Source organism: Clostridia bacterium (assembly GCA_024685775.1).
In the GTDB taxonomy this organism is placed as follows: domain Bacteria; phylum Bacillota; class Clostridia; order Christensenellales; family CAG-1252; genus CAG-1252.
The window spans coordinates 124,299-151,186 of the sequence record JAIKVL010000004.1 but is presented as its reverse complement, the minus strand read 5'-3'; the positions used below and the strand labels follow the sequence as shown (position 1 = coordinate 151,186).

18 protein-coding genes are annotated in these 26,888 nt (G+C 53.7%); 12 read left to right on the top strand and 6 right to left on the bottom strand.

Features of this window, described 5'->3' with window-relative positions:
- Positions 1-166 precede the first annotated feature (166 nt).
- The 7 genes from K5753_01405 to K5753_01375 are packed head-to-tail and all read left to right on the top strand — an operon-like array spanning position 167 to position 7,752.
- Entirely contained in the window at positions 167-1,162 is a 996-nt protein-coding gene (locus tag K5753_01405; GenBank protein MCR4725859.1) for a deoxyguanosinetriphosphate triphosphohydrolase, read from the top strand.
- Complete coding sequence (dnaG, locus tag K5753_01400) at positions 1,162-2,919, top strand: DNA primase (protein MCR4725858.1); 1,758 nt, start codon at positions 1,162-1,164, stop codon at positions 2,917-2,919. Before K5753_01405 ends, dnaG begins: the two co-directional genes overlap by 1 nt.
- Entirely contained in the window at positions 2,906-3,982 is a 1,077-nt protein-coding gene (gene rpoD, locus K5753_01395; protein MCR4725857.1) for an RNA polymerase sigma factor RpoD, read from the top strand. The genes dnaG and rpoD overlap by 14 nt, the downstream gene beginning before the upstream one ends.
- A complete protein-coding gene (locus K5753_01390) occupies positions 3,979-4,599 on the top strand; it encodes a class I SAM-dependent methyltransferase (protein ID MCR4725856.1) in 621 nt (206 codons plus the stop codon). Before rpoD ends, K5753_01390 begins: the two co-directional genes overlap by 4 nt.
- Positions 4,587-5,345 carry a Nif3-like dinuclear metal center hexameric protein gene (locus K5753_01385; protein MCR4725855.1) on the top strand — a complete coding sequence of 253 codons (759 nt, stop codon included), beginning with the start codon at positions 4,587-4,589 and terminating at the stop codon, positions 5,343-5,345. The genes K5753_01390 and K5753_01385 overlap by 13 nt, the downstream gene beginning before the upstream one ends.
- Positions 5,346-5,369: 24 nt before the next feature.
- A complete protein-coding gene (locus tag K5753_01380) occupies positions 5,370-6,074 on the top strand; it encodes a hypothetical protein (protein ID MCR4725854.1) in 705 nt (234 codons plus the stop codon).
- A 10-nt stretch (positions 6,075-6,084) separates the two neighbouring features.
- Complete coding sequence (locus K5753_01375) at positions 6,085-7,752, top strand: sodium/proline symporter (GenBank protein ID MCR4725853.1); 1,668 nt, start codon at positions 6,085-6,087, stop codon at positions 7,750-7,752.
- Between the two features lie 73 nt (positions 7,753-7,825).
- On the opposite strand, the gene K5753_01370 is transcribed toward K5753_01375, so the two are convergent.
- Together K5753_01370 and K5753_01365 are read right to left on the bottom strand one after the other, a co-directional pair.
- Entirely contained in the window at positions 7,826-8,674 is an 849-nt protein-coding gene (locus K5753_01370; GenBank protein ID MCR4725852.1) for a pyridoxamine kinase, read from the bottom strand.
- 14 nt (positions 8,675-8,688) lie between these two features.
- Positions 8,689-11,610: a cofactor-independent phosphoglycerate mutase gene (locus tag K5753_01365; protein ID MCR4725851.1), complete on the bottom strand. Its 2,922-nt coding sequence runs from the start codon at positions 11,608-11,610 to the stop codon at positions 8,689-8,691.
- Between the two features lie 187 nt (positions 11,611-11,797).
- Here K5753_01365 and K5753_01360 point away from each other — a divergent pair, with 187 nt between their 5' ends.
- The 4 genes from K5753_01360 to K5753_01345 all read left to right on the top strand — a co-directional run bounded on the left by K5753_01360 (position 11,798) and on the right by K5753_01345 (position 15,938).
- Positions 11,798-13,441, top strand: coding sequence for a bacterial Ig-like domain-containing protein (locus tag K5753_01360; GenBank protein ID MCR4725850.1), 1,644 nt, complete (start codon positions 11,798-11,800; stop codon positions 13,439-13,441).
- A gap of 199 nt (positions 13,442-13,640) precedes the next feature.
- The gene (locus K5753_01355; GenBank protein MCR4725849.1) at positions 13,641-14,699 is read left to right on the top strand and encodes a calcium/sodium antiporter; all 1,059 of its coding nucleotides are present in this window, start codon (positions 13,641-13,643) and stop codon (positions 14,697-14,699) included.
- An 82-nt stretch (positions 14,700-14,781) separates the two neighbouring features.
- Positions 14,782-15,366 (top strand): chromate transporter, encoded by a 585-nt coding sequence (locus K5753_01350; GenBank protein ID MCR4725848.1) that lies wholly within the window; start codon positions 14,782-14,784, stop codon positions 15,364-15,366.
- Positions 15,363-15,938, top strand: a complete 576-nt coding sequence (locus tag K5753_01345; protein ID MCR4725847.1) for a chromate transporter — start codon at positions 15,363-15,365, stop codon at positions 15,936-15,938. The genes K5753_01350 and K5753_01345 overlap by 4 nt, the downstream gene beginning before the upstream one ends.
- A gap of 212 nt (positions 15,939-16,150) precedes the next feature.
- Here the strand turns inward: K5753_01345 and K5753_01340 are convergent, their stop codons facing one another.
- The 4 genes from K5753_01340 to K5753_01325 form a co-directional block, all read right to left on the bottom strand.
- Positions 16,151-16,864, bottom strand: coding sequence for an aquaporin (locus K5753_01340; protein ID MCR4725846.1), 714 nt, complete (start codon positions 16,862-16,864; stop codon positions 16,151-16,153).
- Positions 16,865-16,989: 125 nt separating this feature from the next.
- Complete coding sequence (locus tag K5753_01335; GenBank protein ID MCR4725845.1) at positions 16,990-17,475, bottom strand: pyridoxamine 5'-phosphate oxidase family protein; 486 nt, start codon at positions 17,473-17,475, stop codon at positions 16,990-16,992.
- A complete protein-coding gene (locus K5753_01330; GenBank protein MCR4725844.1) occupies positions 17,475-17,984 on the bottom strand; it encodes an LURP-one-related family protein in 510 nt (169 codons plus the stop codon). The genes K5753_01335 and K5753_01330 overlap by 1 nt, the downstream gene beginning before the upstream one ends.
- 171 nt (positions 17,985-18,155) lie before the next feature.
- A complete protein-coding gene (locus K5753_01325; GenBank protein MCR4725843.1) occupies positions 18,156-18,575 on the bottom strand; it encodes a cupin domain-containing protein in 420 nt (139 codons plus the stop codon).
- Positions 18,576-18,746: 171 nt separating this feature from the next.
- Here K5753_01325 and K5753_01320 point away from each other — a divergent pair, with 171 nt between their 5' ends.
- Positions 18,747-26,888, top strand: a complete 8,142-nt coding sequence (locus K5753_01320; protein ID MCR4725842.1) for a hypothetical protein — start codon at positions 18,747-18,749, stop codon at positions 26,886-26,888.

The following is a 26,888-nucleotide window of genomic DNA, read 5'->3' as shown; positions in this document are numbered from 1 at the left end:
TTTTAATTATTTTTTGCAAAGGCTTGCAATTTCAAATTGCGAGTGATATGCTTTAATAGCCTAACTGTCGGCAGTGGGTATCTTTTTTGCGTGGAAATGCTCCGCAAATCAGGTAAGAACGCGCGAAAAATGCGTGGTTTGGGCAAATAATCGGGAGGGAAAAGTTTTGAAAGATCGCTATTTGGAAATCGAAAAAATATTTTTGTCGAAATACGCAACGCCTTCCGACGCAACGAGGGGAAGAGAGATCCCCGTGCCGCCTTGCCCGCTCAGGACGGAGTTTCAGCGCGACCGCGACCGCATCATTCATTCCAAGGCGTTTCGCCGCCTGAAACATAAGACGCAGGTTTTTATTTCTCCCGAAGGCGATCATTACAGGACGCGTTTGACGCATACCCTCGAAGTTTGCCAGATCGCGCGAACGATCTCGACGGGGCTTTGCCTGAACGCGGATCTGACCGAAGCCATCGCGCTCGGTCATGACGTCGGTCACACGCCCTTCGGTCACGCCGGCGAAGAAGTCTTTTCCCGCATTCTCGGAAGACCGTTTCGACATAACGAGCAAAGTCGCCGCGTCGTCGAAAAGCTCGAAAACGACGGAAAGGGCTTGAACCTGACTTGGGAAGTCCGCGACGGGATCGAAAATCATAAGCTTTCTTTGCATCCCGCGACGCTCGAAGGCAAAGTCGTCAGCTATTCGGATCGGATCGCTTATATCAATCACGATATCGACGACGCGCTCGCCGCCGGCGTCATAACCGAAGATCGCATTCCGAAAGAGTGCGTCGAAGTCCTCGGTTCGACCAAAAGCGCGAGGGTAAATACCCTCGTCCTCGATATGGTGAATTTTTCCTACGATAAGCCCGAAGTCGGTTTGTCGCCCGACGTGCAAACCGCGTTGAATCGGCTGTATGCTTTTATGAATGAGAACGTGTACGCCTATCACGCCGCGAAGGGCGAAGAGAAGAAAGCGAAGAAGCTGCTTGAAACGCTTTACTATTATTTTTACGAGAATTTCGACCAAGTCCCCGAACCGTACTGCTCCATGGCGGAGACGGACGGCAAGGAGACTTGCGTCTGCGACTACCTCGCGGGTATGACCGATCGTTACGCCGTCGCGACCTACGAACGCCTGTTTATTCCGAACGATTGGAGAAGCTGATGGAGATTCGCGGGTTTGACGGAAATTTCATCGAGGAGCTGAAAAACCGCTCCGACATCGTGGACGTCGTTTCCTCTTACGTTCCTTCCTTGACGAAAAAAGGGTCGAACTACTGGGGAAACTGTCCTTTTCATCACGAAAAAACGCCGTCGTTCTCCGTGAATCGCGAGCAGGGCTTTTTTAAGTGTTTCGGTTGCGGTAAAGGAGGCGACGTCATAACCTTCGTTATGGAAGAGGAGAGTATGACCTTTTCCGAAGCGATAAAGTTCCTCGCCGATCGGGCGCATCTCGAAGTCCCGAAGCGCGTTTCCGCTCAGGACGAAGGCTTCAAGCAGATGAAGGAAAGGCTGTTCGCGCTGACGAGGGACGCCGCGCGCGTTTATCACGCGAACCTGAAAAAGCCGTCCGCATCCGCCGCCGTGGAGTATATCCGAAAGCGAGGGATCTCGGAATCCTCCGTTCGCAAGTTCGGGCTCGGCTATTCCGACGGCTACACGAATATCATCGACGAGCTGAAAGCGCTCGGTTATTCGAGGCAGGAAATGCTGAAAGCGGGCGTCTTGCAGGAAAGAGACGGAAAAATCTTCGACGCGATGGCGAATCGCCTCGTCTTCCCGATCATCGACGCGTTCGGTCACGTGATCGCGTTCGGCGGAAGAGTCCTCGGAAAGACTGATTTCGCGAAATATAAAAATACCGACAATACCGTTCTTTTCGTCAAGAATCGGAATCTGTACGGTTTGAATCTGGTCAAAAAACTTCGCCAAAGGGAGAAAGTCACCGACCTTATTATGGTGGAAGGATATATGGATACGCTCGCGCTCGTGCAGGCGGGCGTGGAGAACGTCGTCGCGAGTATGGGGACGTCGCTGACCGAAGAGCAGGCGAAACTCGCAAGGCGTTACGTCGAGGATATTTATATCTGTTACGACGGTGATTCGGCCGGGCAGAACGCGACGCTTCGCGGTTTGGAGATCTTGAAGAATCACGGATTGAAAGTCCGCGTCATCTCTCTTCCGAACGGGGAAGACCCGGACGAAGTCATCAAACGGGCGGGCGTCGAAGAATTTTTGAAATATAAAAACGCCGCGAAAGAGCTGACGGAGTACAAGCTCGAAAGGCTCAAAGAACGTCACGATCTTTCGACCCCTTACGGGAGAGCTTCCTACGCGAAAGAAGCGGCGTCGATCCTTTCCGAACTGACGAGCGAAATGGAAAGAGACGTCTACGCGTCGTTCGTCGCGAGCAGCACGGGGATCAATAAAAACGTCGTTACGTCGGAGATCAAAACGATCGAGAAAAGCTCCGCCGCGCCCGCGCCGTCGCAAGCCGCGACTCCCGCGCTCGAAGCGAACGTCCAAGCTGCGCGCTTCGTCCTGCGTCAATGCGTGATGGGTCTTGAAAAATGGGAGAATTACCGCGAATTGATGCCGACCGAAGCGCTCGGAAAAGCCGCGGATTATCTGACGGAATGTCAGATGAAGAACGTCCCCGCCGACGTCGGAACGTTGTATCACGTCACGACCGAGGACGAGGCGGATAAGATCATAAACCTTGAAGTCAAACGGTACGAAGGAAACGAAAAAGCCGCTTTTATCGACTGCGTTACGCTCTTAAAGAAAGAGTTTTCGAGAAGCAGGATAGCGGAGCTGAACGAGAAGTATCGATTAAGTACCAACGACGAAGAAAGGGCAACATACATAAAGGCAATCGCCGCAGAAGAGGAAAAGTACAGGAGGGCTTATGGAAGCAAATAATGAAAAAGAACTGATGCTGAAAGCGCAAATCGACAAGATCATCGAGAACTTCAAATCGAAAGGCAGCGTCCCGGAAGATGAGATCGTCGTGCGTTTGCAGAAGATCGATATCAGCTCGGACGACATCGAAAGAGTCTATAACGAGATCGAAAAGGCGGGGATCAAGATCACGTCCACGGACGCGGAAGAAGCGATCAAACCCGACGCGATCAATAAGATGCTTTCGGACGTTTCGGTGGACGATGCGGTCAAACTGTATCTGAGAGATATCGGAAGCTACGCCCTTCTTTCCGTGGACGAGGAAAAAGATCTCGCCAAAGCGATGGCGGACGGGGACGAAAGAGCGAAAAAGCGCCTTGCCGAAGCCAACCTTCGCCTTGTCGTTTCCATCGCGAAACGTTACACTTCGAGGGGAATGGCGTTCCTCGATTTGATCCAAGAGGGAAACCAAGGCTTGTTGAAAGCGGTCGAGAAATTCGATTATACCAAAGGATTCAAATTCAGCACCTACGCGACTTGGTGGATCCGTCAGGCGATCACCCGCGCGATCGCGGATCAGGCGAGGACGATCCGCCTGCCCGTCCATATGGTCGAGACCATCAACAAGACGGCGCGCGTTACGCGTAACCTTACCCAGCAGCTCGGGCGCGATCCGACGGTCGAAGAGATCGCGGATGAAATGGGCTTGACGGTCGAAAGGATCCGCGAGATCCAACGCACCGCGCAGGACCCCGTTTCGCTTGAAACGCCGATCGGCGAAGAGGAGGACAGCCACCTCGGCGACTTCATCGAGGACACGACCGCCGCGCAACCCGCCGACAAAGCGGAGCAAAGCATGGTCAAAGAAGAATTGATGCGCGTCCTTTCCACCTTGACGCCGCGCGAAGAAAAAGTCATTCGCATGCGCTACGGTTTGGACGATAACCGCGCGCGTACTTTGGAAGAAGTCGGACAAGCTTTCGGCGTCACGAGAGAGCGTATCCGTCAGATCGAGGCGAAAGCCCTTCGTAAACTACGTCAACCCAAGCGCAAAGATAAATTGCGCGGTTGCGTGGACAGGTGAGGATCAAACTCGACAAACGCCTTTCGCGCTGCCTGTCGCTCATCGAGGGGGAAAGCCTTTGCGACGTCGGGACCGATCACGGGAAACTGCCCGTCGCCGCGCTTCTCGAAGGCAAGGTCAAACGGGCGATCGCAATCGACATCAGCGAAAAGAGCCTGATGAAAGCGAAAGTCCTCGCGGAAGAAACGGGCGTTACGCTCTCTTGCCGCGCGGGCGACGGCTTAAAGCCGCTCGGAAGCGAAAGGGTGGACGTTTGCGTGATCGCGGGCATGGGCGGACGGGAGATCGTCAAGATCTTATCCGAAACGCCGTCCGCCGCGAAACGCTATCTTTTGGTCCCGCATACGGACGCGCCCCTCGTTCGCGCGTTTTTGAAAGAAAAGAATATCGGGATCGTCTCGGACGAGATCGTTAAGGATTCGGGCAAGTTTTATCCCGTGATCCAAGCGGATCCCTCGCTTCCTTGGAACGAAACGCACAACCTGTATTTTCGGGCGGGCGGTCCGGACGCGGAAGAGTATCGAAGCCTGCGCCTGAAAAAGATCGAAAGCATCCTTTCGTTCAAAGACGACGCCGCTCTCGAAGAAGAAAAGGAGATATTGCAATGCCGACCGTAAACAGTCTTCTCGAACTTTTCAAAGAAGCCTACCCGTTCGAGGGCGCGCTTTCTTTCGATAACGTCGGATTGATCTGCGGAAGAAAGGATAAAGAAGTTCATAAAGTCCTCGTCACGCTGGACGTTACGTCTTCCGTGATCCAAGAGGCGAAAGAACTCGGCGCGGAGCTCATCGTGTCGCATCATCCCGTCGTCTTCCGCGAACTGAAAAGAATCACGGACGAAAGTTATACGGGGCTTTTGCTGCTTTCTTTGATCGAAAACGGGATCGCTTCGATCGCGCTCCACACGAATTTCGATTGCGCGGAAGAGGGAAACAACGCCTTGCTTGCGCGCGCGCTCGGCGCGAAAGAATTTACCGTCATCGAAGACGGTTTCGCAACCGAATTCGATCTCGACGGAGAAATGGACGCCGAAGAATTCGCGGCGCGCGTCAAAGCGGCGCTCGGCGAGACGGCGATCCGCAAAATCGGGAGCGGAAAGGTGAAGAAGGTCATCGCGTCCTGCGGGGCGGGAATCTCGGAAAGCCTGATCTTCCGAGCGAGAGAAAACGGCGCCGTGATCGTTACGGCGGACGTAAAACACAACTACGCCGAAATGGCGAAAGACCTCGGCGTTCGACTCGTCGAGCCGACGCATTACGCGAGCGAATGGGCGTTCGCTTGCGAAATCAAGAAATTTTTGGCTGAAAAAGCGGCGCGCGTCGCTTGCTTCGTAAGCCGTCATAACACGAATCCTTACGGTTGATCCGTAAGGAAAAGGAGAGGCAAAATGGAACTATCCGTCATACTGGAATATCAAGAACTCGACAAGCGTTTGATGAAGCTCGAAAACGAGCTGATGCAAAGCGAAGCGGCGAAAACGTACGCGGCGAATAAGCACACGGTCAAGACCGCGCAAGAGCAAGTCGTAAAGCAAAACCGCGACGCGGGCGAGTTCATTAAGCAGATGGAAGCGTTAATCGCGGAGTACGACGCGCTCGAAAAAGAGCTCAAAGAATCCGAGAGCGCGATTCCCGAAGTAACGGACGTAAACGGCGCGGATTTCTTCATCCGCAATATGCAAAAACTCATCAATCAACTCAAAAACCTTTCGAACGAGATCGGAAAGATGAGCGCGCGCATCGTCGAACTCAATCAGAGCCACAGCGCCTCGATGGCGGCGGGCAAGGAAGCCGCGAAAAAACTCAATCAATCCAAGGCGAGTTTCGAAGAGGAAAGGGCGAAGATCCTTCCCGAAGCGCAAAAGGTGCAGGCGGAGCTCGCGGAAGCGGAAAAGAAATGTTCTCCGAAATTCCTCGAAGTCTATAATCGTCTGCGCAAGCAAAAGAAAATCCCCGTCGTCGTTCCTTTGATGGATGACGGAAGGAGTTGCGGCGGTTGCTTTATGGAGCTTGCGGGCGACGCGATCTCCCGATTGAATACCGAAGTCTTTATCGAGTGCCCCGACTGCGGCAGAATTCTTTACAGGAAATAAGGGGGACGGTATGGAAAAAGTTTCTTGGGGTGACATCGTCGCGTTTGCTTTGTATTTCGCGCTCGTTATCTTTATCGGCGTCTATTTCTTTATCAAGACGAGAAAGGATTCGGGCGAAAAAGGATTCTTCCTCGGCGGAAGGAAAATGAACGGTCTCGTTTCCGCGCTCAGCGCGGGCGCGTCCGATATGAGCGCGTGGGTCCTGATGGGGCTTCCCGGCTCGATCTATTTATACGGGCTCGGGCAGGTTTGGATCTCGATCGGTCTTTTGGTCGGAACCGTCCTCGCTTGGATCTTCGTCGCGCCGAGACTCAGGCGTTATTCGATCCTCGCGGACGACAGCATCACGATCCCGCAATATTTGACCAACCGCTTTAAGTCGAAGAATCACGCGTTGCAGATCGTCAGTGCGATCATCTTTATGATCGTCTACTGCGTGTACGGCGCGTCTTCGATCAGCGCTTGCGGCACGCTGTTTAAGACCCTTTTCGGGCTGGACGAGCGCATCGCGATGGTGATCGCGACTTTGATCATCGTCCTCTACCTTTTCCTCGGCGGGTTCAACGCCGTCTGCTGGACGGACTTCTTCCAAGGAATGATCATGCTCGTCGCGCTTATGCTGACGCCGATCGTCGCGGTTTGCGTCCTGAAAGTCGAAGCGGGCGTCGGAACCGCGCTCCCGCAAAACTTCTACAATATGCTTGCGACGGGTAAGTTCGATTGGACGAGCGTCGCCACGATCCTGACAGGACTCGGCTGGGGGCTCGGCTATTTCGGAATGCCGCATATCATTATTCGCTATATTTCCATTAAGTCCGAAGGTGAGATGAAGCGTTCGCGCGTCATCGGTTGCATTTGGACGGCTTTGATTTTGATTATGGCGTCCGTCGTCGCGCTCGTCGCGAGGAAATACCTCGGCGATTCCCTCGTCGGAAATCAGCAGCGCGTCTTTATCACGCTTGCGAGAAAGGTCTTCCCGATCTTCCTCGGCAGCTTGATCATCACCGCGATCCTCGCCGCTTCGATGAGCACGGCGGATTCCCAGCTCCTCGCTTCTTCTTCCGCGTTCGCTTCGGATATTTATAAGAGCAAGATCCGCAAAAACGCGAGCGATAAAGAGATCGTCTGGGTCGGAAGAATCGTCGTCGTCGCGATCTCGCTTTTGGCCTTCGCGATCGCGATGCTCGGCTCGGGCGCGAAACCCATCGTTCCCGCGTTCTCCACGATCATGGGGCTCGTTTCCGCGGCTTGGGCGGCGTTCGGCGCGTCGTTCGGGCCCGTCATCTTGCTGTCGCTCTATAACAGGCGCGTAAACTATAAGGGCGCGACCGCGGGTATCATCGCGGGCTTCGTCTCCGATATTCTTTGGATGATCTTCTTCAATATGGAATATTACGGAATGAAGAGCGTGATCTATAACGTCGAACTGTACGAGATCATTCCGGGCTTCATCATCGGTCTTTTGACGACCATCCTCGTCAGCGCGTTTACCGAAAGCCCGTCCGAAGAAGTGCGCGCGCTGTTTGATCGAGTCGCGAACGCGAAGCGCGTCGAAGTTACGGACGGACAAGTCGTTATCTACACGAAAACCGACGAAACGATCGAATGCGGAAAAGCGGTCGAACCGAAGACGGAAGCGATTCCCGAAGCAGCCGAGACTGCGGAAGAAAAAGAATGATCGGTTGAAAACCAAACGAAAAAAAGCAGGATTCGAAAATCCTGCTTTTTTTATGCTTTTTGATAAAAGCGAATTATCGGTTGATCTCGTTTATGAGGTAGGGGAGCGCCTTTTCGAATTTTACGCCGTACCAATGCTCCTTTCTTTCGGGAAGCGTTTCTTTGATCGCTCGTAAGGTGAAGTCGACGGCGATCTCCGCCGCTTTCTCAATGGGGAATCCGCGGATGTATGCGCCGGTAAAGGTCGAAGCGAAGATATCGCCCGTGCCGTGGAAATTGCCTTCGATCCGTTCGCCGAAAGAATAGGAGAATTTCTTTTTCTTTCTGTTGTAGACCGCCACGCCGAGAAGTTTCGGGTCGAAGGAAACGCCCGTCAGGACGACGTCGCCGCCGCTGATCTCGGAAAGCGAGCGCAAAATAACTTCGGTAAGAAACTCGCTGAATCCGCCCTCCGCGATATAAGGCTTTCCGAGAAGGATCGCGGCTTCGCTGAGATTCGGGAGGATCACGTCCGCGCCTTTGATGAATTTCTTCATTTCGCGCGCGAAGTCTTCGTCGAATCCGGAATAAAACTTTCCGTTATCCGCCATAACGGGATCGACGATGAATTTTGCGTCCGGTTTTCTTCTGTCCTTAACGATGTCTTTGATGTAAGCAAGTTGCTTTTTACTTCCGATATACCCGGTGTAAAATGCGTCGAACGCGACGTTCTCTTTTGCCCAATGCTCTTTGATGGCGGGAAGGTCTTCGGTCAAATCGCGAAAGGTGTAACCCGAAAAACCGCCCGTGTGCGTCGATAAGACGGCGGAAGGCAGGATCGCCGTTTCCAGCCCCATTGCGGAAAGAATGGGAAGAGCAACGGTCAGCGAACACTGACCGAAGCAGGAAACGTCTTGAATCGTTAAAACTACTTTATCTGCCATAAATCTCGGAAAACTCAGGAAACGATTGTGACCGTCGGCGCGGGAAACGCTTTGATCTCTTGCGCGGAGATCGTCTTGGTCTCACTCGACAGATAGTAGCCGCCTCCGATCGCTTTGATCGTGAACGCCGAGGTCTCGTTATAAGCAAAGGATATAAAGTCGCCTTTGAGGTAGACCGCGTCGTCGCCGTACGTTACGAAATAATCCGTGACGCCTTCGATCTTCTCCCAAACGAACGTGACGGTCTCGTCATCCTTCGTCCCGCTGATTTCGGGCGCGGAAAGGGTAACGTAGGTAACGTGGCTCGTCATGACTTTGTTGCTCTCGGTAAAGAATTTATCGTTGCTCTTCGCGATCCCTTCGATAATATGGACGCCGCCTTGCGCGACCTTTTCCGTGATGTCGATTTTCAAATCGGTCATCGGCGTGACGTACTTCGCGCCGTCGATATAATACTCGTACTGTTCGGCGTACTTCACCGCGCCGATCGTCAGATAGACGACGCCTTCTTCTTCCGAAACGCTTAAAGTCGGGGAAGAAAGCTTGGTCGAGAAATTAAAGGAATAAGACGCCGCGTCGCTGTCCGTAAAGCGGGGATCGTTCGCCGCGGTCGCGACGACGGAAAGCGTTTGCTTGCCCGGAACGAGCCCTTCGAGCTTGAATTTGACGGGGCCGCCGTTCGTTTGGACGACGGGACCTTCCTTTCCGTTGATCGAGACGTTAAACGCCTTCGCGTCGATGACTTCGGAAATATAGCAGTAGAAATCGTCCCCTTCTTGCAGGACGGAGATGTTTTCGGGTTTCGCGAGCTTTTTGACGAAATAATATTCGCCCGCGTTCTTTACGCTTGAAACGTTCGAACCCTCGTAAACGTAGCAAACCGCGGCGTCCTTGATTTCATAGGCTTCCGCGCCTTTGAAGACGGAGACCGTCTTGCCGCCCACGATCGAAGTTTTTGCCGAACCGTAAACCGAAAGAGTCGTGTCTGCGGAAAGGATCAAGTCGCCTTCGGAGGAGCCGCACAGGGTCATTTCCTGCGACGAAACGTCGAATTGCCCCCAAAGGAGAGAACCCGCGCAGACGAATTCGTTCGCCGCGATCGTCGCGTTATCTGCGTAAAGATCGGAATAAAGGCGGAGCGTCTTGGATCCGACCGCTTGGAAAGCGGTGGCTTTGATCATGCCGCCTTTTCCGTATTTGCCGTTTTTCTTCGTCCCGATCGAGACGTCTTTTCCGACGGAAACGGAAAGGGTGCCATTTACGGTCAAGGTGCGTTTGCCGAGATCGAAATCGACGGGGCGATCCAAAAGGAGATCGCCTTCGATCGTCACGTCCTTTTTGAAGGCGAGGGTCGTGATCTGCTTTTTGGATAAAGCTTCGCTGAGGTCTTTCGAAGAGCGGATCATCGCGATATGATAAGTCGCGATAAAGTGACCCGCCGTCAAACCGCCCGCTACGACGATAAGCGCGATGATCGCGATGAATATCCCGAGATGCTTTTTGAAGAACGCGCCGAAGCCGCCTTTCTTTTTCGGTTTTTGATCTTCGGGAGCGTCCGCGTTTTCTTCCGCTTTCACTTCTTCATTTTCTTCTTTTTCGGGTTCTTCCGCGCTTTCCTCCGCGGGCTCGTCCGAACTTTCGCTTTCTTCCGCGACCTTTTCGCTGATGATCTCTTCGCCGTCCGTAACGAGGTCGGGCGTCAAAGCGTTCGAGGGCTCTTCTGCGGGAGCGAGCAGGCGGTCGATGAGTTTGAATGCGTATTCCTCGTAGATCCCCGTGCTTTTCGCGGTCTCTTCGTCGTAGGTCGTGACGCCGCTGTCCGTTTCCGCGTCGCTCTTATAGAGCAAATAGGGGATCGGTTCGGGCGAGTGCGTGCGCGTCGCGAGCGGAGTCGGGTGATCGGGGCAGACGAGCGCGCGGAAGGGTTCGCCGCTTTCTTTTAAATACGAGACGACGGGTCCGACGATGTCCGCGTCGATCTTTTCGATGGATTTGATCTTATCTTCGAGGTTGCCTTGGTGCCCGGATTCGTCGGGCGCTTCGACGTGAATATAGACGTAATCCACGCCGCTCTTGAACGCTTCGATCGCGGCTTTGCCTTTCGCGGCGAAATCGGTGTCGATATTTCCCGTCGCGCCTTCGACTTCGATGACTTTCATATTCGCGCCTTTGCCGATCCCTTTCAAGAGGTCGACCGCGCTGATGACCGCGCCCGAAACGCCGTTCTTTTCTTTGAAGTCGGGAAGGGCGGGCTTGGTTCCTTCGCCCCAAAGCCAAATCGAGTTCGCGGGATTCTTTCCCTGCTCGATGCGGGCGAGATTGATCGGGTGATCTTTCAAAATCTCATACGATTTTTTTTGAAGATCGAGGAAGAGTTCGCCGAGTTTGCCGGTGGGGAGATACTCCGCGACGGGCTTTCCCGTGATGTCGTGCGGCGGGGTCAATTCTTCCGCGGGCTCCGCGTGATGCACGATCAGACAATGACGATAGCTGAGACCCGCATAAAACGCGAGCGCGTCCGTTCCGAGCTCGGATTCGACGGATGCGATCAATTCGCGCGCTTCTTCGGTCGAGATTTCGCCGGCGCTGTAATCGATCATCGTCTTATCCTCGTAGGCTTCTTCTTCCGAAGACAAGGTAACGAGGTTGCAGCGGATCGCGAGATCGTCCTTTTCCATATAGATCCCCATGCTCAGAGCTTCCAAAGGAGAGCGCCCGGAGTAGCAGGTCCTCGGGTCGTAACCCAAAACGGAAAGGTTCGCCGTGTCGCTTCCGGGTTTCATTCCGTCCGGCACGGTTTTCGCCGTTCCGAGCTCGCTTTTTGCGGCGAGCGAATCGATATTCGGCTTATCCGCGACCATAAGGGGCGTTTTTCCGCCGAGCGCTTCGACGGGAGTATCCGCCATTCCATCACCTAAAAATACTACGTATTTCATAATTCACCTCGTGCTTATTATAATTCCGCGATAATTAGCTGTCAAGCCGACGCCGCCGAATGGAAAATTTTTTCGCTTTTTTTATGAAGGCGACCCGACGATCTCTCGATTATTTTCGTCGTTTCGGGAGAGAAAGCCCGCGGATTCCGTATTGACTCTTTCGCCGAAAAAGAGTATAATATACTTTATGAAAACGAAGATCTTTTTTGCTTGTTTTTTGCTTTTCCTTTGCTCGTTTGCGCTCTTCGCCTGCGGCGGCGCGAAACCCGTCGGGATCGCGATTTCCTCCGAACCGACTTCTTTGACCGTGTCGCAGGGATCGACCGTCAATTTGGCGGGCGGCGAGATCGCTGTCTCTTATGACGATGGCTCGACGAAGATCGTCCCGATGAAAGATCTTGAAATTCGCGGTTTGAATTCCGCGGAACTCGGAGAGCAAACGCTCGTCCTCGTCTATAAGGAAAAAGGGAAGTCTTTTTCCGCGACGATGAACGTAACCGTCGTCCGCGCTGCGGTGATCGGCTTAACGCTCGACTTTTCCGAGGTAAAACTCGATTATTTCGACGGGGATACCTTCGATCCGACGGGGTTGAAAGTCAAGGCGTCTTACGAAAACGGAACGCAATCCGACGTGACTGCATATGAGATCATCCCGTCCAAACTCAATACTACCGTAACGCGCGTCGGGATCCGTTATCGCGGTGTGACCGCGTATTTGGAAGTTACCGTCCGAAGCAAGCAAGCGCAACGCTTGCAGATCACTTCGCTTCCCCGAAAGATAAGTTATTTCGTGGGCGATACCTTCGAGAGCGACGGGCTGGACGGAAAGGTCGTCTATAACGACGGGACGGAAACTCCGCTTTCCGAATTGACTCCGCAATTTTTCCATGCGAACGGGGATTCTTACGTTGCTCCGCTCGACGGAACGGATAAAATCGTAACGGTCAAAGTCGAGACCGATTTCGGGACGGTGGAAAATACGATCGAACTCAGAATAACGGAAGTCATTCCGGTGGATCTGCAAGCGGACGTGAAAAAATCCCTCGTCTTTTTCGAGGGGGAGCCTTTCGCAATGTACCCGGATGAACAATCCGTCCTCTTTACGATAACCTATAATAACGGGCAGGTCCTTTCGATCTACGGAAACGATTCGGATTTCGATTTTTCGAAGGATCCTCTTTCGGTCGGGACGAAAAAAGTCCGCGTCACCTGTCACGGCACGCAGACGCCTTATGCGGAGATCCCCGTAACGGTCAATAAGGTCGTGGCGACGAACGCTTGGATATTCTCCGATCCCGTAAAGAAAACTTATTATTCGGGAGACACGATCGACCTCAGCGGTTTGGTGCTCGGCGTCGAATACAATAACGGCGAGTCGGGCTACGTCTCCTACGGCGAAACGCTCGGAATTTCGGTCGAACCGAGCGTGATCTCGGGTGATCCCGGCGAAGTAACCGTCACGATCTCTTACAAAGAGCAGACGCTCGATCTCGTCTTAATGATCGAAGAACGCCCCGTCCTTACCGTCGTCAATCTTTTCATCCAAAACGAGGATTCCGTCAAGAAAGAGTATTCGGTCGGGGAGACCTTCGATTTCTCGAACGCCGTCTTCTCTTTCCGTTTGAGCGACGGATCCGATCTCGTCGTCGCGTATGCGGACGCGACTTCCGTCGATTTCGTCGTCATCCTCGAAGACGAGGATAATACCACGACGACGGAATCCGCCGTCGCGGTCGCGGGTATGGTCGCCGTCTCGTTCCACGTCGTCGCTTCGGATTCTTCTTCGAACGAGTACGAGGGGGATATCTATTTGCCGATCACTCTTGCTTGATCGCTTGACGGGTAAGGGAAATCGCCGTATAATAGCATCGTCATAGGGAGTAGCAAGCGCGTTTCGCGCGGCAAAGCCGACAGCACTGCCGTTCATCGGCTCGGTTCGTCTTAAATTGCAAGACTTTGGCGGAATTATCCACCAAAGTCTTTTTCTTTAAGTATCGAATCCCGTTGGTTTCGGACGTAAAGGAGAGAGTATGGAAATTTTTATTGCGGTTTTATTGGTTGTCGTGGGGATCGCTCTTATCGTTAAGGGCGGCGACTTTTTCGTCGATTCCGCGTCTTGGATGGCGGAAGTTTCGGGTCTGCCTCCGGTCCTCATCGGAGCGACCGTCGTCTCCGTAGCGACGACCCTTCCCGAGCTCATCGTCTCGATCATCGCCACGACGCGCGGCAGCGTCGAGATCGCGGTCGGAAACGCGGTCGGAAGCGTGGTCGCGAATCTCGGTTTGATTATGGCGATCTCCTTGATCTGTATGCCCGGAAAGGTCAATCGTAAAGAATATCTCTTTAAGTCCGTCGTCTTGCTCGTCGCGGTCGCGGATCTTCTTTTGATCTGCTTGGGCGGTCCGATCGTCGGAAGTACGCATACCTTGAACGTTTGGTCGGCGATCGTCGTCTTCGAATTGTTTTTCGTCTTCGTCGTGGAAAACGTCCTCGAAGCGTTGAAAGCGATGAAAAATCCGCTCACGCCGGAAAGTACGGGCGCGACCGTAAAAATGAACGCGGATTCGGACGGCGCTGCCGTCGCGCTCGACGCGGAGCAAGATGGCGCAGTCGAGGTCAAAAAGGATAAAAAGACCGTTTTGATCAATATATTGAAATTTATCGGCGGCGCGGGCGGCGTCGTCGGCGGCGCGGAACTCCTCGTCATTTACGGGCAAAAGCTCGCGCTTCTCGCGGGCGTTCCCGAGGGCGTTATCGCGGTAACTTTGGTCGCGATCGGGACTTCGCTTCCCGAACTCGTTACGACGATCTCCGCCGTCATCAAAAAGAAAGCTTCCATATCGGTCGGAAACATTATCGGCGCGAATATCCTCGATATGACGATGATCCTTCCGATTTGCGCGATGGTTTCGGGCGGAAGCCTGATCGTCCCGCGCGAGGCGTTGATCCTCGATATGCCGTTCTGCTTGGGGCTTTCCGCGGTCGGGATTCTTCCGATGCTGATCACGAAAAAATTCTATCGCTGGCAGGGAATCGCGCTTCTCGTGATTTACGGAGCGTATATCGCGCTTCGCATTATTTTGACGTGATCGAGCGGACGCGTTTCGTCGCGTTTGGCGCGCGCGTCGATTGTTTATAAAATCGTTCGAATAAAATAAAAAAGGAGGAAGTATGAAAAAACCGTTACCGAAACTGCTTTCTCTTTTTTTGACCTTTTTGAAGATCGGCGCGTTTACCTTCGGCGGCGGCTACGCGATGATCTCCCTTCTCGAAAACGAATTCGTCTCGAAAAAACAATGGATCGACAAGGAAGAATTCTTGGACATCCTTGCGGTTTCCGAATCCACGCCGGGTCCGATTGCCGTCAATACGGCGACCTTTATCGGGTATAAGGTCGGCGGCGCGCTCGGTTCATTCCTCGCGACGCTTGCGGTCTGTTTGCCGTCTTTTACGATCATCTTTTTGATCTCGCTGTTTTTCGATCGTTTTCTTCAAATCAAATGGGTCGGCTACGCTTTTCGCGGAATCCAAGTCGCCGTCGTCTATCTGATTGCGTCTGCGGGCATAAAGATCCTTCGAGGACTTAAAAAGAACGTCTTCAACGTCGTCGTCGCGGTTGCGGTGTTCGCGTGCTTTATTCTTTTATCGCTTTTCGCCGTGCGGTTTTCTTCGATCTTTTATATACTGATCGCGGGCGCGCTCGGCTTGACTTTGTACTTCATCGGAGTGATTCGGAATAGGGGGAAAGAGAAATGATCTATTTGAGACTCTTTTTGACTTTCCTCGAAATCGGCGCCGTTTCCTTCGGCGGGGGCTACGGGATGATCTCCGTAATCCGCGACGCGGTTTTGTCGCGCGGGTTTTTGACCGAAGAACAACTGATGAATTTCATCGCGGTCGCGGAATCGACGCCGGGACCGATCGCAGTCAATCTCGCGACCTTTATCGGCGCGTCCCAAGGCGGGCTTCTCGGCGCGTTCCTCGCGACGCTCGGCGTCGTCCTTCCCGCGTTTTTGATCATCTTGATTGTCGCTTCGGTTTTGCGAAATTTGATGAAATATCAGGGCGTGCAAGGGTTTCTGTCGGGCGTTCGTCCCGCGGTCGCATCCCTGATCCTCGCGACGGCGATCACGATGGGGCTCAAAACGATTTTCGGCATCACGACCGTTTCGGGAGGATTTTCCTTTAACTATAAAGGGCTCATTATTCTCGCGATTTTGATCGGTTGTTCCGCGACGAGTAAATTCGCGTTTAAGAAGAAAATCTCCCCGATTCTTTTGATCTTGATCTCGGCGGGATTCGGCGTCTTGCTCTACGGCGTCTTTTGAAAACACCTCCGATCGCTTATAAAAAAGTCTCGAATCGTTCGAGACTTTTTCAGTAAACGAAATCGGATGAGGCTCGATCACACGGGAAAACGCCCGAAAGATCCGATATTTTTTGTTTCGTTTTATTTTGTTATTATAAACAAGTGGAATATTGCATAAATGCAATATGATTTCCGGCGGCTTTTCGTGAATTTGCGTTTCCGCTTGGTCCGTCAGTACGCGCGATTTTCCGAAAGTTCGTGTTTCTTCGTGTCGTCCAAGAAGGCGTAGCAAAGAGCGGCGAACGCCGCGCCGAGGAGCGGACCGACAATATAGATCCAAACTTCACGAAGCGCTTCTCCGCCCGCGAAAAAGGCGGGGATCAAGCTACGCGCGGGGTTGACCGAAGTCCCCGTCAAACCGATCCCGAGCAGATGGACGAGGGTCAAGGCGAGTCCGATCACGAATCCGATCACGCCCTTATTCTCCGTCTTGCTCGTGACGCCGAGGACGGAGAGCGTAAATGCGAAGGTCAAGACCGTCTCCGCGACGAGCGCGACGACGACCGCGCCGCCCGCCCCGTAATGCCCGGAGATTGCGGATTGGATCACGTTCGCGCCGTAGCTTTGGTTTCTTCCGAAGAAGAGAAGCAAAAGCAGGCAGGCTATCGCCGCGCCGATGAGTTGGGAACAAACGTAACCGATGAAATCCTTAAAGGAAAGCCGTTTTGCGAGAAGAAGGGAAAAGGAAACGGCGGGATTCAGGTGCGCGCCCGAAGCGTTCCCCACGCAAAAGCTCATCGCCACGATTGTCAATCCGAAGGCGAGGGCGGTCGCCACGACGTTCGCTCCCGTCCAAACCGCCACGCCGCAGCCGAACAGCACGAGGAACATCGTCCCGAGCATTTCCGCAAAGTACTTTTTTACACAATGATTTTCTTTTTCCATGTATCCTCCTTGCGCCGCGATTCGGCGGCTCTTTGCATTATCGCCCGATCTTTCGGAGAATATACGAAAAAAGGCGAAATCCTTAAAGGATCTCGCCGCCGTTTGCCGATGTTCGGACGGATCGACTATTTCTCTTTTACGCGTTTTCCCGAGAGATGCTCGATCGAAAGGGAAAGGCAGATCGTTTTCGGAAGGTAGAGACTGATCTCCCGCTCGACGTAGGCTTCGTCGCTCGTAAACTTCGCGCTGAGTTTTCTCGAAAGATCCGCGATTCGAGCGGGATCCGAAAGGATCTCGATCTTTCCGAAGGCGATTACGCTTCGCGCGGTGTACCACCAATTCCCTTCCTTTTTCTCTCCCTGCTCGGTGACGGTGAACGCGGCGCGCGGATCTGCTTGGATGCAGTCGAGCTTATAACCTTCTTTTCCGCAGTGGAAAATGATCCTATTTTCTTCTTTCTCGAAATAAAAGTTGATGGGGAAGGCGTAGGGATAGCCGTTCGTCCCGCGCAAAGAAAGAACGCCCCGCGTCTCTTTCGATAAGAGTTCGGAGCATTCTTCGTCGGTAAGCTGTTGACCGATCCTTTTCAGAGGAGGAAAGGTCGGATCCATTATCTGTAATCTTGGCTGAGCGCGTCGAAGTAATTGTCGAGAGCGATAACGAACGCGATGTAGAAAGCGGCTTTGTCTTCCATATCGGTTTCGAGCGTAAAGGAATCTTTGATCAAATTGAAGTTTCTTCTGATATGGGCGACGGCGATGCCGTTTTCCAAAATATCGTAGTTCCAGCCGATGATATCGCCTTGGATCTCAACGTTCAGATCTTCTTTGCCTTCGGCGGGGATGATCTCGAAGTTTTGCTTGAAAGAGAAGAAACTCTTTTTCTTGATCATCAAGATATTGTTTCCGTCGGCGTCTTTGATAAAGACTTTCGGGAGGAAGAAGTAAAGGAATTTGTTTTGAATGGTGTAAAGCACCTCTTTATTCATCGTGCGGAGGAATTTTTTCTTCGTAAAGGTGAAGACTTTTCCTTTGACGAAGAAAAGGTCGTTTCCGGCTTCATCGCGAACGGTGCTGCCCGCGCCGATGGACATGATCTTATTTTTGATTATGTATTTCATAGATACTCCTTTTTTGCGTTTTTTCGAAATTGCTTTTTTATTCTATCACCATTTTATCGCTAAATCAAGAGGGTATAACGGAATGATGGAAAAAACGCGAGAAAAACCGCGCGATCATCTCGCGCGGTTTTTCGGAATTATGCGGTCGTTTCGGGAAAAACGGAGGGAAAATCAGGTTTCGTCTTCCGCGAGATCGGCGTCGAGCTTGGTTCGGTGGATCGTGCCGATCGGGTGTTTGGGCGGCGCGTAGACGGAAAAGAGCAGCAGGGGGACGTTTCTTCGATTGACGACGTTATGGTACGTTCCCGCGGGAATGAAGACGGCGGAACTTCCGTCCGCTTCTCCGATGAAGGCGACTTCTTTCTTTTCTTTCCCTGCGTAGACCGATCCCACGCCGTATTCGATCACGAGGATTTGATCGAGATCTTCGTGGATTTCGAGCCCGATTTCTCCTCCGACGGGGATCCTCATGACGGTGATCTGCGCGTACGCTCCCGTCCGAATCTCCCGCCGAAAACACTCGTTCGTCAGCGTGAGCTTTCGGATCGGAAGGACGGCGGCTTCTCCGTTTCGCTTGATTTCTTCGTTCATAAAAATCTCCTTTGTTTTTTTTGCATTATATGTTTTTCGGGAGAAATTTGCGCGTAAAAATCGGCTTCTTCCGCGTAAAGCACAAATAGACGGTTGGTTTTATTAAATTATAATTAAGCATCTTGTAAACGCGCGCACGCTATGATACAATCAAAAGGTGCGAGGTGCGGTATGAAAAAGTGTAAATTATTGCTTGCGATTACGGTTTTCGTCCTTTTGATCCTTACGTTCGTCGGTTGTAAAAAATCGTCGGGTCCGTCGATCGGCGTTCCCGATGATCTTTCCGTTTCGAACGAAGTCCTGACTTGGTCGAGCGTTCAAGGCGCGATCGGTTACGAGGTCAAGGTGGACGACGAGATCTTTCCTTCCGACGAGGAGTCTTTCGAACTTACGATCTTCGATTACGAGGATCACGAGATCTCCGTTCGCGCCGTGACGACGGAAGGGCGAGGCGCGTTCTCTCCGATCTTGACTTACGCTCGCACACAATCTTCCGAACTGTTGCCGCAGCTGTCCGCGCCGTACGGCATTTCGATGACGGCGAATCGCCTTTTGTGGAATTCTGTTTTGAACAATAACGGATATAAGATCTATTACGACGGAAAATCCGTTACCGCGCCCAAGAATTCCACCTATTTCGATCTTACTTTCCGTTCGGACGGAACGTACTATATCCAAATGCAAACCCTCGGCGACGGCGTGACGTACGCTTCCAGTAAGGTCAGCGCGACCTACGCCGTCACCGTTAAAGACGGAAAAGCCCCTTTGAAAAAGCTTTCTCCCGTCGAACTTTCTTTCGATCCGAGCGACAAAACCATCGTTTGGACGAATCGTTATTCCGCTTCCGCCGTCTCCTACGAGATCTATAAGGACGCCGGCGCGCTTCCCGTCGCGACCATTCCCGCGGACGACGGAAAGACCAAAATGTCGTTCGCGCCCGAGCTGAACGGAAACAAGACGAATTATCGTATGCGCCTTATCAGCAATAACGGGCTGTACGCTCCTTCGGATTTTTCGGCGGATATGTCTTTCCCGATCGCGGACGCGGCTCCGGACGGGCTTTCGATCGCGCCGAACGAGAGCAAGACGGCGTTCGAGCTGTCTTGGAATGCGCGCGATTTGAAGAGCGCGTACGTCGTCGAAGTGGACGGGACGACTTTCGTTCGGACGGTGTACGAAACCTACGCGATCCCCGTCTCGACGGCGGTCGGAGAGCATAAGATCCGCGTTCGCACGGACGGCGACGACGTCTATTACGCCGCGTCTTCTTATTCGGGCGAACTCGTCTTTTACGTCGAAAAGACGGGCGTCGTCTATACGCCTTTATCCGCCCCCGAAGCTTTCGACGCGTCCTTTGACGAAGGGACTCTTTCCGTAAAATACGAAGCGGTCGAAAACGCGGGTTCTTATCGCATCACGATCTCTCGCGGAGATCAAGCCGTCGAATACGACGTGTCGGGCGTCGAATTTACTTTGTCCGAAACGCAAATGCTCGGCGAGGATCTTAACGAAAGCGGGAAGACGAAAGCCGCGAGCGCGCTCGCGCTCATAGAGGAGGGAGCGGCGGTATCCGTCCGCGCGCTTTCTTCGAACGCGCTGTTTGAAAGTTCGGCTTCGACGAACGAGATATTCGTTTGCTCGGATCCGCAAATCGTCGCCGTGCATTCGGTCGACGGGCTTGCGTTCGGCGCGTCCGGGTTGACTTGGACCGCGCTTCCGAACGCCGAAGGCTACGGCTTGATCCTCGACGGCGAAAAGATCGAAGTTACGCAAAACTTTTATTCCGACGCCATCCCTGCGGGCGTCCACTCCGCGCGCGTCTACGCGAAATATCAAGAAGGAATCTCGTTCCTCTCGAAAGAACTTGTCTTCCGCACCCCCAAAAGAGCAGACGCGCCTACCGCGCTGAAAATCACGTCGGGTATTTTGACCTTTGTGCCCGCCGCCAACGCATCTTTTTACGATTTGTATGCGAACGGCGCCGTCGTCACGTCCTTGGACGCGCGGGAAACTTCGGTCATGCTTTCCAATTATATCAAGACGGACGGCGTCTACACGCTCGCGTTGAAGAGCAAGACGTATTCCGAATTTTTGGTCGAATCTGCCCTCTCGGAAGAAGCCGTCTACGTTAAGACGGACGGAGACTACGGCACGGCTTTGAAACCGTACGCGCCTTCTTCGGCGGCGGAGCTCGCCTCGCTTCTCGCGGAGCATCCGGACGCGTACTTCCGTCTGTCTGCGGACGTTTACGATTTTACGGGCGTTCGGGTCGACGCGCTTTCTCTCCTCGTCTTTGCGGGAAAGATCGACGGAAACGGGGCGACTTTGAAAAACCTTCGTTTGTCCGCTCCGCTTTTTAACGTGATTCGCGGTGCGAAACTCGAAAATATGGCGATCGAGATCATCGCGAACGCGGTTTCTTTCGAACAAAACGGTTTGCTTGCAAAGGAGATCCGCGGCGCGGAATTCGAAAACGTTTCTTTCAAAATCGCGGGCAGCGGTCGCACGGCGTCGAGCGGCGCGTTCGGCGTCCTTGCGTATCAGGCGACCGATCTTGCCGTCACGGGCGGTGAGATCGCCTTCTCGGATTTCTCCGTCTCGGGAGACATCGTTCGATTCGCCTGTGCGGCGTATTCCGCAAACGCGGTTTTCGACGGCGTAAAATTCTCGGGCGTTTTGTCCGCTTCGGCGAACGTCGTTTCTTTGAGCACAGTCGCTTCGCAAGGCAAGACGCAATTAAATGATTGCGAGTTGACGCTCGGCGTTTCGATCGTCGCGGAGGAAGAAGCCTATCTCGCGGGAGGCTCGTACGACGGGGAAGTCGAAGCGAAAGACACCGTTTTCGATTCTTCTTTCGTCGTCGAGGGCGATTCCGTTTCGTACGTCGGAATTTCCGTCGGCGGAGCGAAACTCGAAGACTGTTCGATCGGAGGCGGTTTGAATGCGACCGCGACCTCCGCGGAGGTTTTCGGCTTGTCCCGAAACGGTGATTTTGCGGCAAATGGCGTTTCTCTGACCTCTCAATTCGAAGTCAGCGCGCCCGCGCGCGTCATCCTCGCGGGGGTGACCGAACGATTGAAGAACGAAAACGCTTGGAAAGATTCCGAATGCGCGGCGTCCTTAACGGTCGCTTCGAAAGACGCGACCGTCGGCGGCGTCACGATTTACGACGAAGTCGGGCTGAGCGGCTCCTTTAACGTCATGATTTCGGTCGACGGCGGAAGGACGGGAAATGCGCGCGTCGGCGGCGTGTCGACGTATGGCGCAGGCGGCGAAGTCCGTCTGTTCGGCTCGATCGAGCTTTCCTCCGTCGATTATGCGGAAGTCGGCGGCGTCAGCCTGACTGCGGACGGAAAAACGGACGTTTCCGGTTCTTTGACCGTTCGCGCTTCGGAATGCGGCGAGGTCTTGATCGGCGGCGTTCTTTGTAAAAACGACGTCACGATCGACGCGCACGATTACGTCTTTACGCTCGATCTCGACGCGCGCAAAGCGTCGGTCGGTGCTCTCGCTTGCGAAGCGGGAACGGCGAACGTCTCGATCTCCGGCGTCCGTTTGGAAGGCGCGGTAAAAGCGGAAGAAGTCATATTCGGCGGCGCGTTCGCTTCCGTCGGATCCTTAGCCAAGACGGGGAATTCCTCTTTGGCGTTGCGCGCTTCGGTCGAAGGCGAGGGCGTGGCGGCGGCGTTTGCCGCGGATATGCCGCGCGCTTCCGTTTCCGATCTCGCGCTTTCCGGAACGCTTTCCGTTAAAGGTTGCGAAACGTATGGCGTGGCTCCGTCCGTAATGGCGCTTCGCGACGTTTCTTCTTCGCTGTCCCTTTCCGTTCGCGACTCGACCAAAGTCGTCGGTTTTACGGGAAGCGCGGATTCCGTTTCCGGCATTTCTTATCACGACGCCACGATTTCCGTTTCTTCTTTGGACGCGCTCGTGGTCGGCGGCGTAGAGAATATCGCTTCCGGCACGGCGACGGGTATTCTTCGCTCCGTCGAATTCGTCTTTACTCCTTTCAGCGAAGAGGATGCCGGGTCGATCGAATTCTTCGGATTGGTCGATACCGTCCGAGATATCGAAAACGTCTCGGTCGAATCCTGTCGCGTGACCGTCGGTAAACTTTCTCATTTCGTTTGCGGCGGACTCGCTCGCTCGGTTTCCGAAAGAATCGGAAACGTTTCGATCTCCGGGTCGATCTCTTCGGAAGCGTCGGAAAATGAGATCGGCGCTGCGACTTACACCCTCGGCGGCGAGGCGAAAAATCTTTCCGTCGGATCGAAGAGCGCGCCTTTCGAGTGTATCCTTCAAGGGCGCGGATATTTCGGCGGCGTTACTTATGAATCGAAAACCTTGGCGATCGAGGACAGCGCGATTTTCGTTCGCGCGAACGTCAGTACCGCCGAATATTCGGATAGCGAGATCGGCGGTATAGCGGCTTCGGTTTTGTACGGCGAAAAACTGCTTATGAATAACAGCCCGAACGAACTCTCGCTCACCGCCACGGGCGACGGGAATTTGATCGCGGGCGGCGCGTCTGCGAAAAACGAAGGATCTATCGAAGGCGTGAGATCTGTGATCGATTTGCGCGGCGCAGCGAGCGTCAACGCAACGGTCGGAGGAATTTCCGGCGAACATAGCGGCGATATCTGTCTCAGCCGCGCGGACGGCTCGATCGTCGCGAACGGAAAGATAGGAGGTATCGTCGGGACGACGGAAAACGCTACGATCAGCGAGTCCTCTTCCCATCTTTCGATCGATTGCACGGACGGCACGGCGGGCGGGTTCTTTGCGGAAGGTGAGGGTTCAAGTGTAAGGCGGAGCTATTCGACCGTTTCTTTCGTCCATATCGGTGCGGGTCTCTTCTACTCTGCGACCAACGTCATCGTTGAAACCGTGTACTTTGCGGGCGTCGCAAACGAATATTCGATCGCGAGAACGCTCGTAAATTGTCGCGCGTTTTCCTTCGTGATCGACGCGTCGCTCGGGGATCTGCCCGCCGTTGACGCGGGCTATCTCGATCACACGATCGCCAATCTTTCTTACGGCTACGTCGGCGATGATTTTAATACGGATTTGGAAGTCGAGAACGATCGCTATCCGTATATTAAGGCCTTAGGCGCAGTCGTCGCTCCGCAACGGCAAATCGAGCGTCTTTCGAAAATCGATTTGACGGCGACCGTGGATTTGTATTCCATTCTTCCGAAATTCGTTTCGGGCATCGCGCCTTCCGTCGCTTGGGTAGACGGCGGCGACGCGCTTTCGATCACGAACGGGACGGCGGAGGTCATCGACAATGCCGACGGCGTTTTGTACGGCTATCTTTCGGGTGGCGTAAAAGCGTTCGAAGTTCCTTATTCGGCATCCGGTTTCGGAGCGTTCGAAGGAGAAGGAACGCCGGAATCTCCGTATCTCATCAAAGAATCCCGTTATTACAAAAATATGAAATCCGTTCTCGACGCCAATCCCACGGCGCATTTCAAATGGGATGCGGGAAGCGGCGAGATCTCGTCCTTTGCGTTCCCCGCGCTCTTTACTTCGAGCGCGCCTTTCCGCGGAACGATCGATTTCGACGGCGCGACCTTTGTCGCTCCCGAGATCCCCGAAAACGGCATCTTCGGATTTATCGACGGCGGAACGGTGAAGAATCTGAACCTGGTCGGCGGCGACGCTTGGAGCGGACCGATCCTCGGGAAGGTCGTTTATAATGCGACGGTGGAAAACGTGTCGATCAAGGGATCCGGGTCGGGCGAAGTCTCGATCGCGGAGAGCGCGGAAGACAGCGCGTTTACCGATCTGACGATCGAGATTTCTCTTTCGGACGAGGCGTCGTTCGCGGCGTTCAAAACGGTTTCGGGCGGCACGCTTTCGAACGTTTCCCTGCTGGTCAAGGTCTATTCTCGAAGCTCTGTTTCGGCGTATCTCGCGGGCAGGGCGGACGGCGTTACGGCGAGTAACGTTCAATTCCGCTTAAACGGCGAAAATCAAGGCGACGCGCGCTATGCGCTCGTCAACGAAGCGATTTCCTCGTCCTTCTCGAAAGTGCTTTCCGTCCTCTCTGTGGAAAAGAATTCGGCGGATTCTCTGACCGCCGCGGGATTCGCGCTTTCGTCCGACGGTTGCTCCTTGTCCGACGCGGCTTTGATCCTCGCGGTCGAAGGATATACCGTTCCCGCTTTGGCGGCGGCAGGGACCGCGACCTATACGAACGTTATGGTTTTGGACGATGCGGCGTTCTCCGTAACGATCCCCGAAGTTTCCGGCGTAACGAAGTACGGCGTCGGCGCGTTCCGTGCGGCGGTCTCTTCGATCGAAGGATTCGTCAGCGGGCTTATGTACGCGCCGGTCGATTATTCGCTGTTCCTCTCGAAAGATTCGGATTTCTCCGTTCTTTCGGCAGAGGATAACACGGCGTTGACCGCCCTTGAACTCGACGACGTCGTTTCGATCGATTTGGACGACTCCGTTTTGATCACTTCGGACGACGCGATCGCGAAGATCGTTCGCTTCGACTATGAAGGTTCGAACGCTTCCGTTTCGGGGCGCAATTTGATCTTTACCGCGGCGGGCGAAGGAACTCTCGTTATAACGAATTTGTACGACCAAGTCGTCCGTGTAGACATCTCGTTGGCGACCTTCGGAGGCTTTGATTCGGGCAGCGGGACGCGGTCGGATCCCTACGTCGTCGCGTCTTTCGCCGATCTGAAAAAGCTGGGTCGGAACGCGGGCGCGCATTACGTCTTGGATCAAGATCTCGAAGGAACGATTTCCGAGCCGTTCTCCCTGAACGGATACTTGTCGGGCAGCGGTTCCGTTACCGTTACTTTGCAAGGAACGAATTTATTCGATGTCCTTATCGGTGAGATCTCGGACGTTTCTTTCGTTTTGAACGTCGGCGAGATCACGGCGCACGGTAATTACGGTTTGTTCGCATCGAGCGCTTCGAGTTTCGATTTGATCAATTCTGAGATCACGTTCAATGCCGTAAACGTGACGTTGGACGACGAATCGACGTTCGGACTTTTATTCGGGCAAACCTTTGAGGACGCTTCGATCCAGAACGTCAGGATTAACGCGCCTTCGGTGACTATGTCGGCAAGCGCGGACGCGACGATCGGAATCGTTGCGGCGAAGTCGACGGGAACGAACCTCGACTGCATAAGCATCTTCTCGACCGTTACGATTTCGTCCTCTCGAAAAGTCGTCTTCGGTGCGATCGGATCGATCAATTCGCTTTCGGAAGGCGAATTCTGTCAATTTTTCACGGTCAATCTTGATTTGACTGCTACCGCATCCGATTTGACCGTCGGTGCCATCGCCGCGATCTCGTCTGCGGATATAAAGAATTCCACCGTAGATGCAACTATGGTTTTGAACGCCGCCGAGTTGATCGCGGGCGGCGCGGTCGGAACGAATTACGGCGAGATTGATGAGGTCTCCGTTTCGGGCGGGGGTATCACCGCGGAAGGAGATCACGTCGTCGTCGGCGGAATCATCGGCGTTTCGTACGGTAAGCTTTCCCGTTCGGATTCTTCCGCTTTGGTCAGTGCGAGTTCCCGAGGCATAGCGTATGCGGGCGGCGCGGTCGGCGAGGCGAACGGTTTGATCGAAACCACGTTCGTTTCTTCTGATTCCGTTTACGCATTTTCTTCCGCCGACGAGTCGGTTTTGGAAGAGACGATTTTCGGTACGCAAGATTTCGATTTGCTTTGCGCTTCGGGTGGGATCGTGGGCGTTTCCTTCGGAATCGTTTCCCGCGTTCGGGCGAGCGTACAAACAGTCTCGGCGGAGTGCGCGATCGATAGCAATCGGCTTTACGTCGCCTTCGGCGGCGTGGCCGGCATGGGAACGGAGATCTATGACGCGGAAGTAAGCGGAAACTGCTCGATCGAGTCGTCAGAACCTCAGTTCATAGTGGGCGGTCTTGCCGGCATCCTTACGGAAAAGGCGGAGCGCGCGGTGATCGGCGCGGTCAAACTGAAAGGAAACCTGATCGGCGGCGCGGTCGGGGCGTTCTCCTTTACGGAGTCGTCGCATATCGTCGACGTCTATTCTCTCGCCACCGTTTCGAGTGAGCAGGCGGGGCTTGTGGGCAAGATCTTCCGGACGGGCGAAGAGGGTGACGCGGATACCGGCGTCATTCGCGATTGCTATTATCTGAACGGCGTGGACGTCTTCGTTCGCGAGAATTTGGATAACGTCGGCGTAAACGCGAAACTCGCCGCCGTTTCCGATTTCTACGAAAGCGCGATCTACGACGGGTTCGATAGCGAAATATGGAATATTCAGAATGGCTCTTTGCCTTCTGTTAAAGAGGAGTAA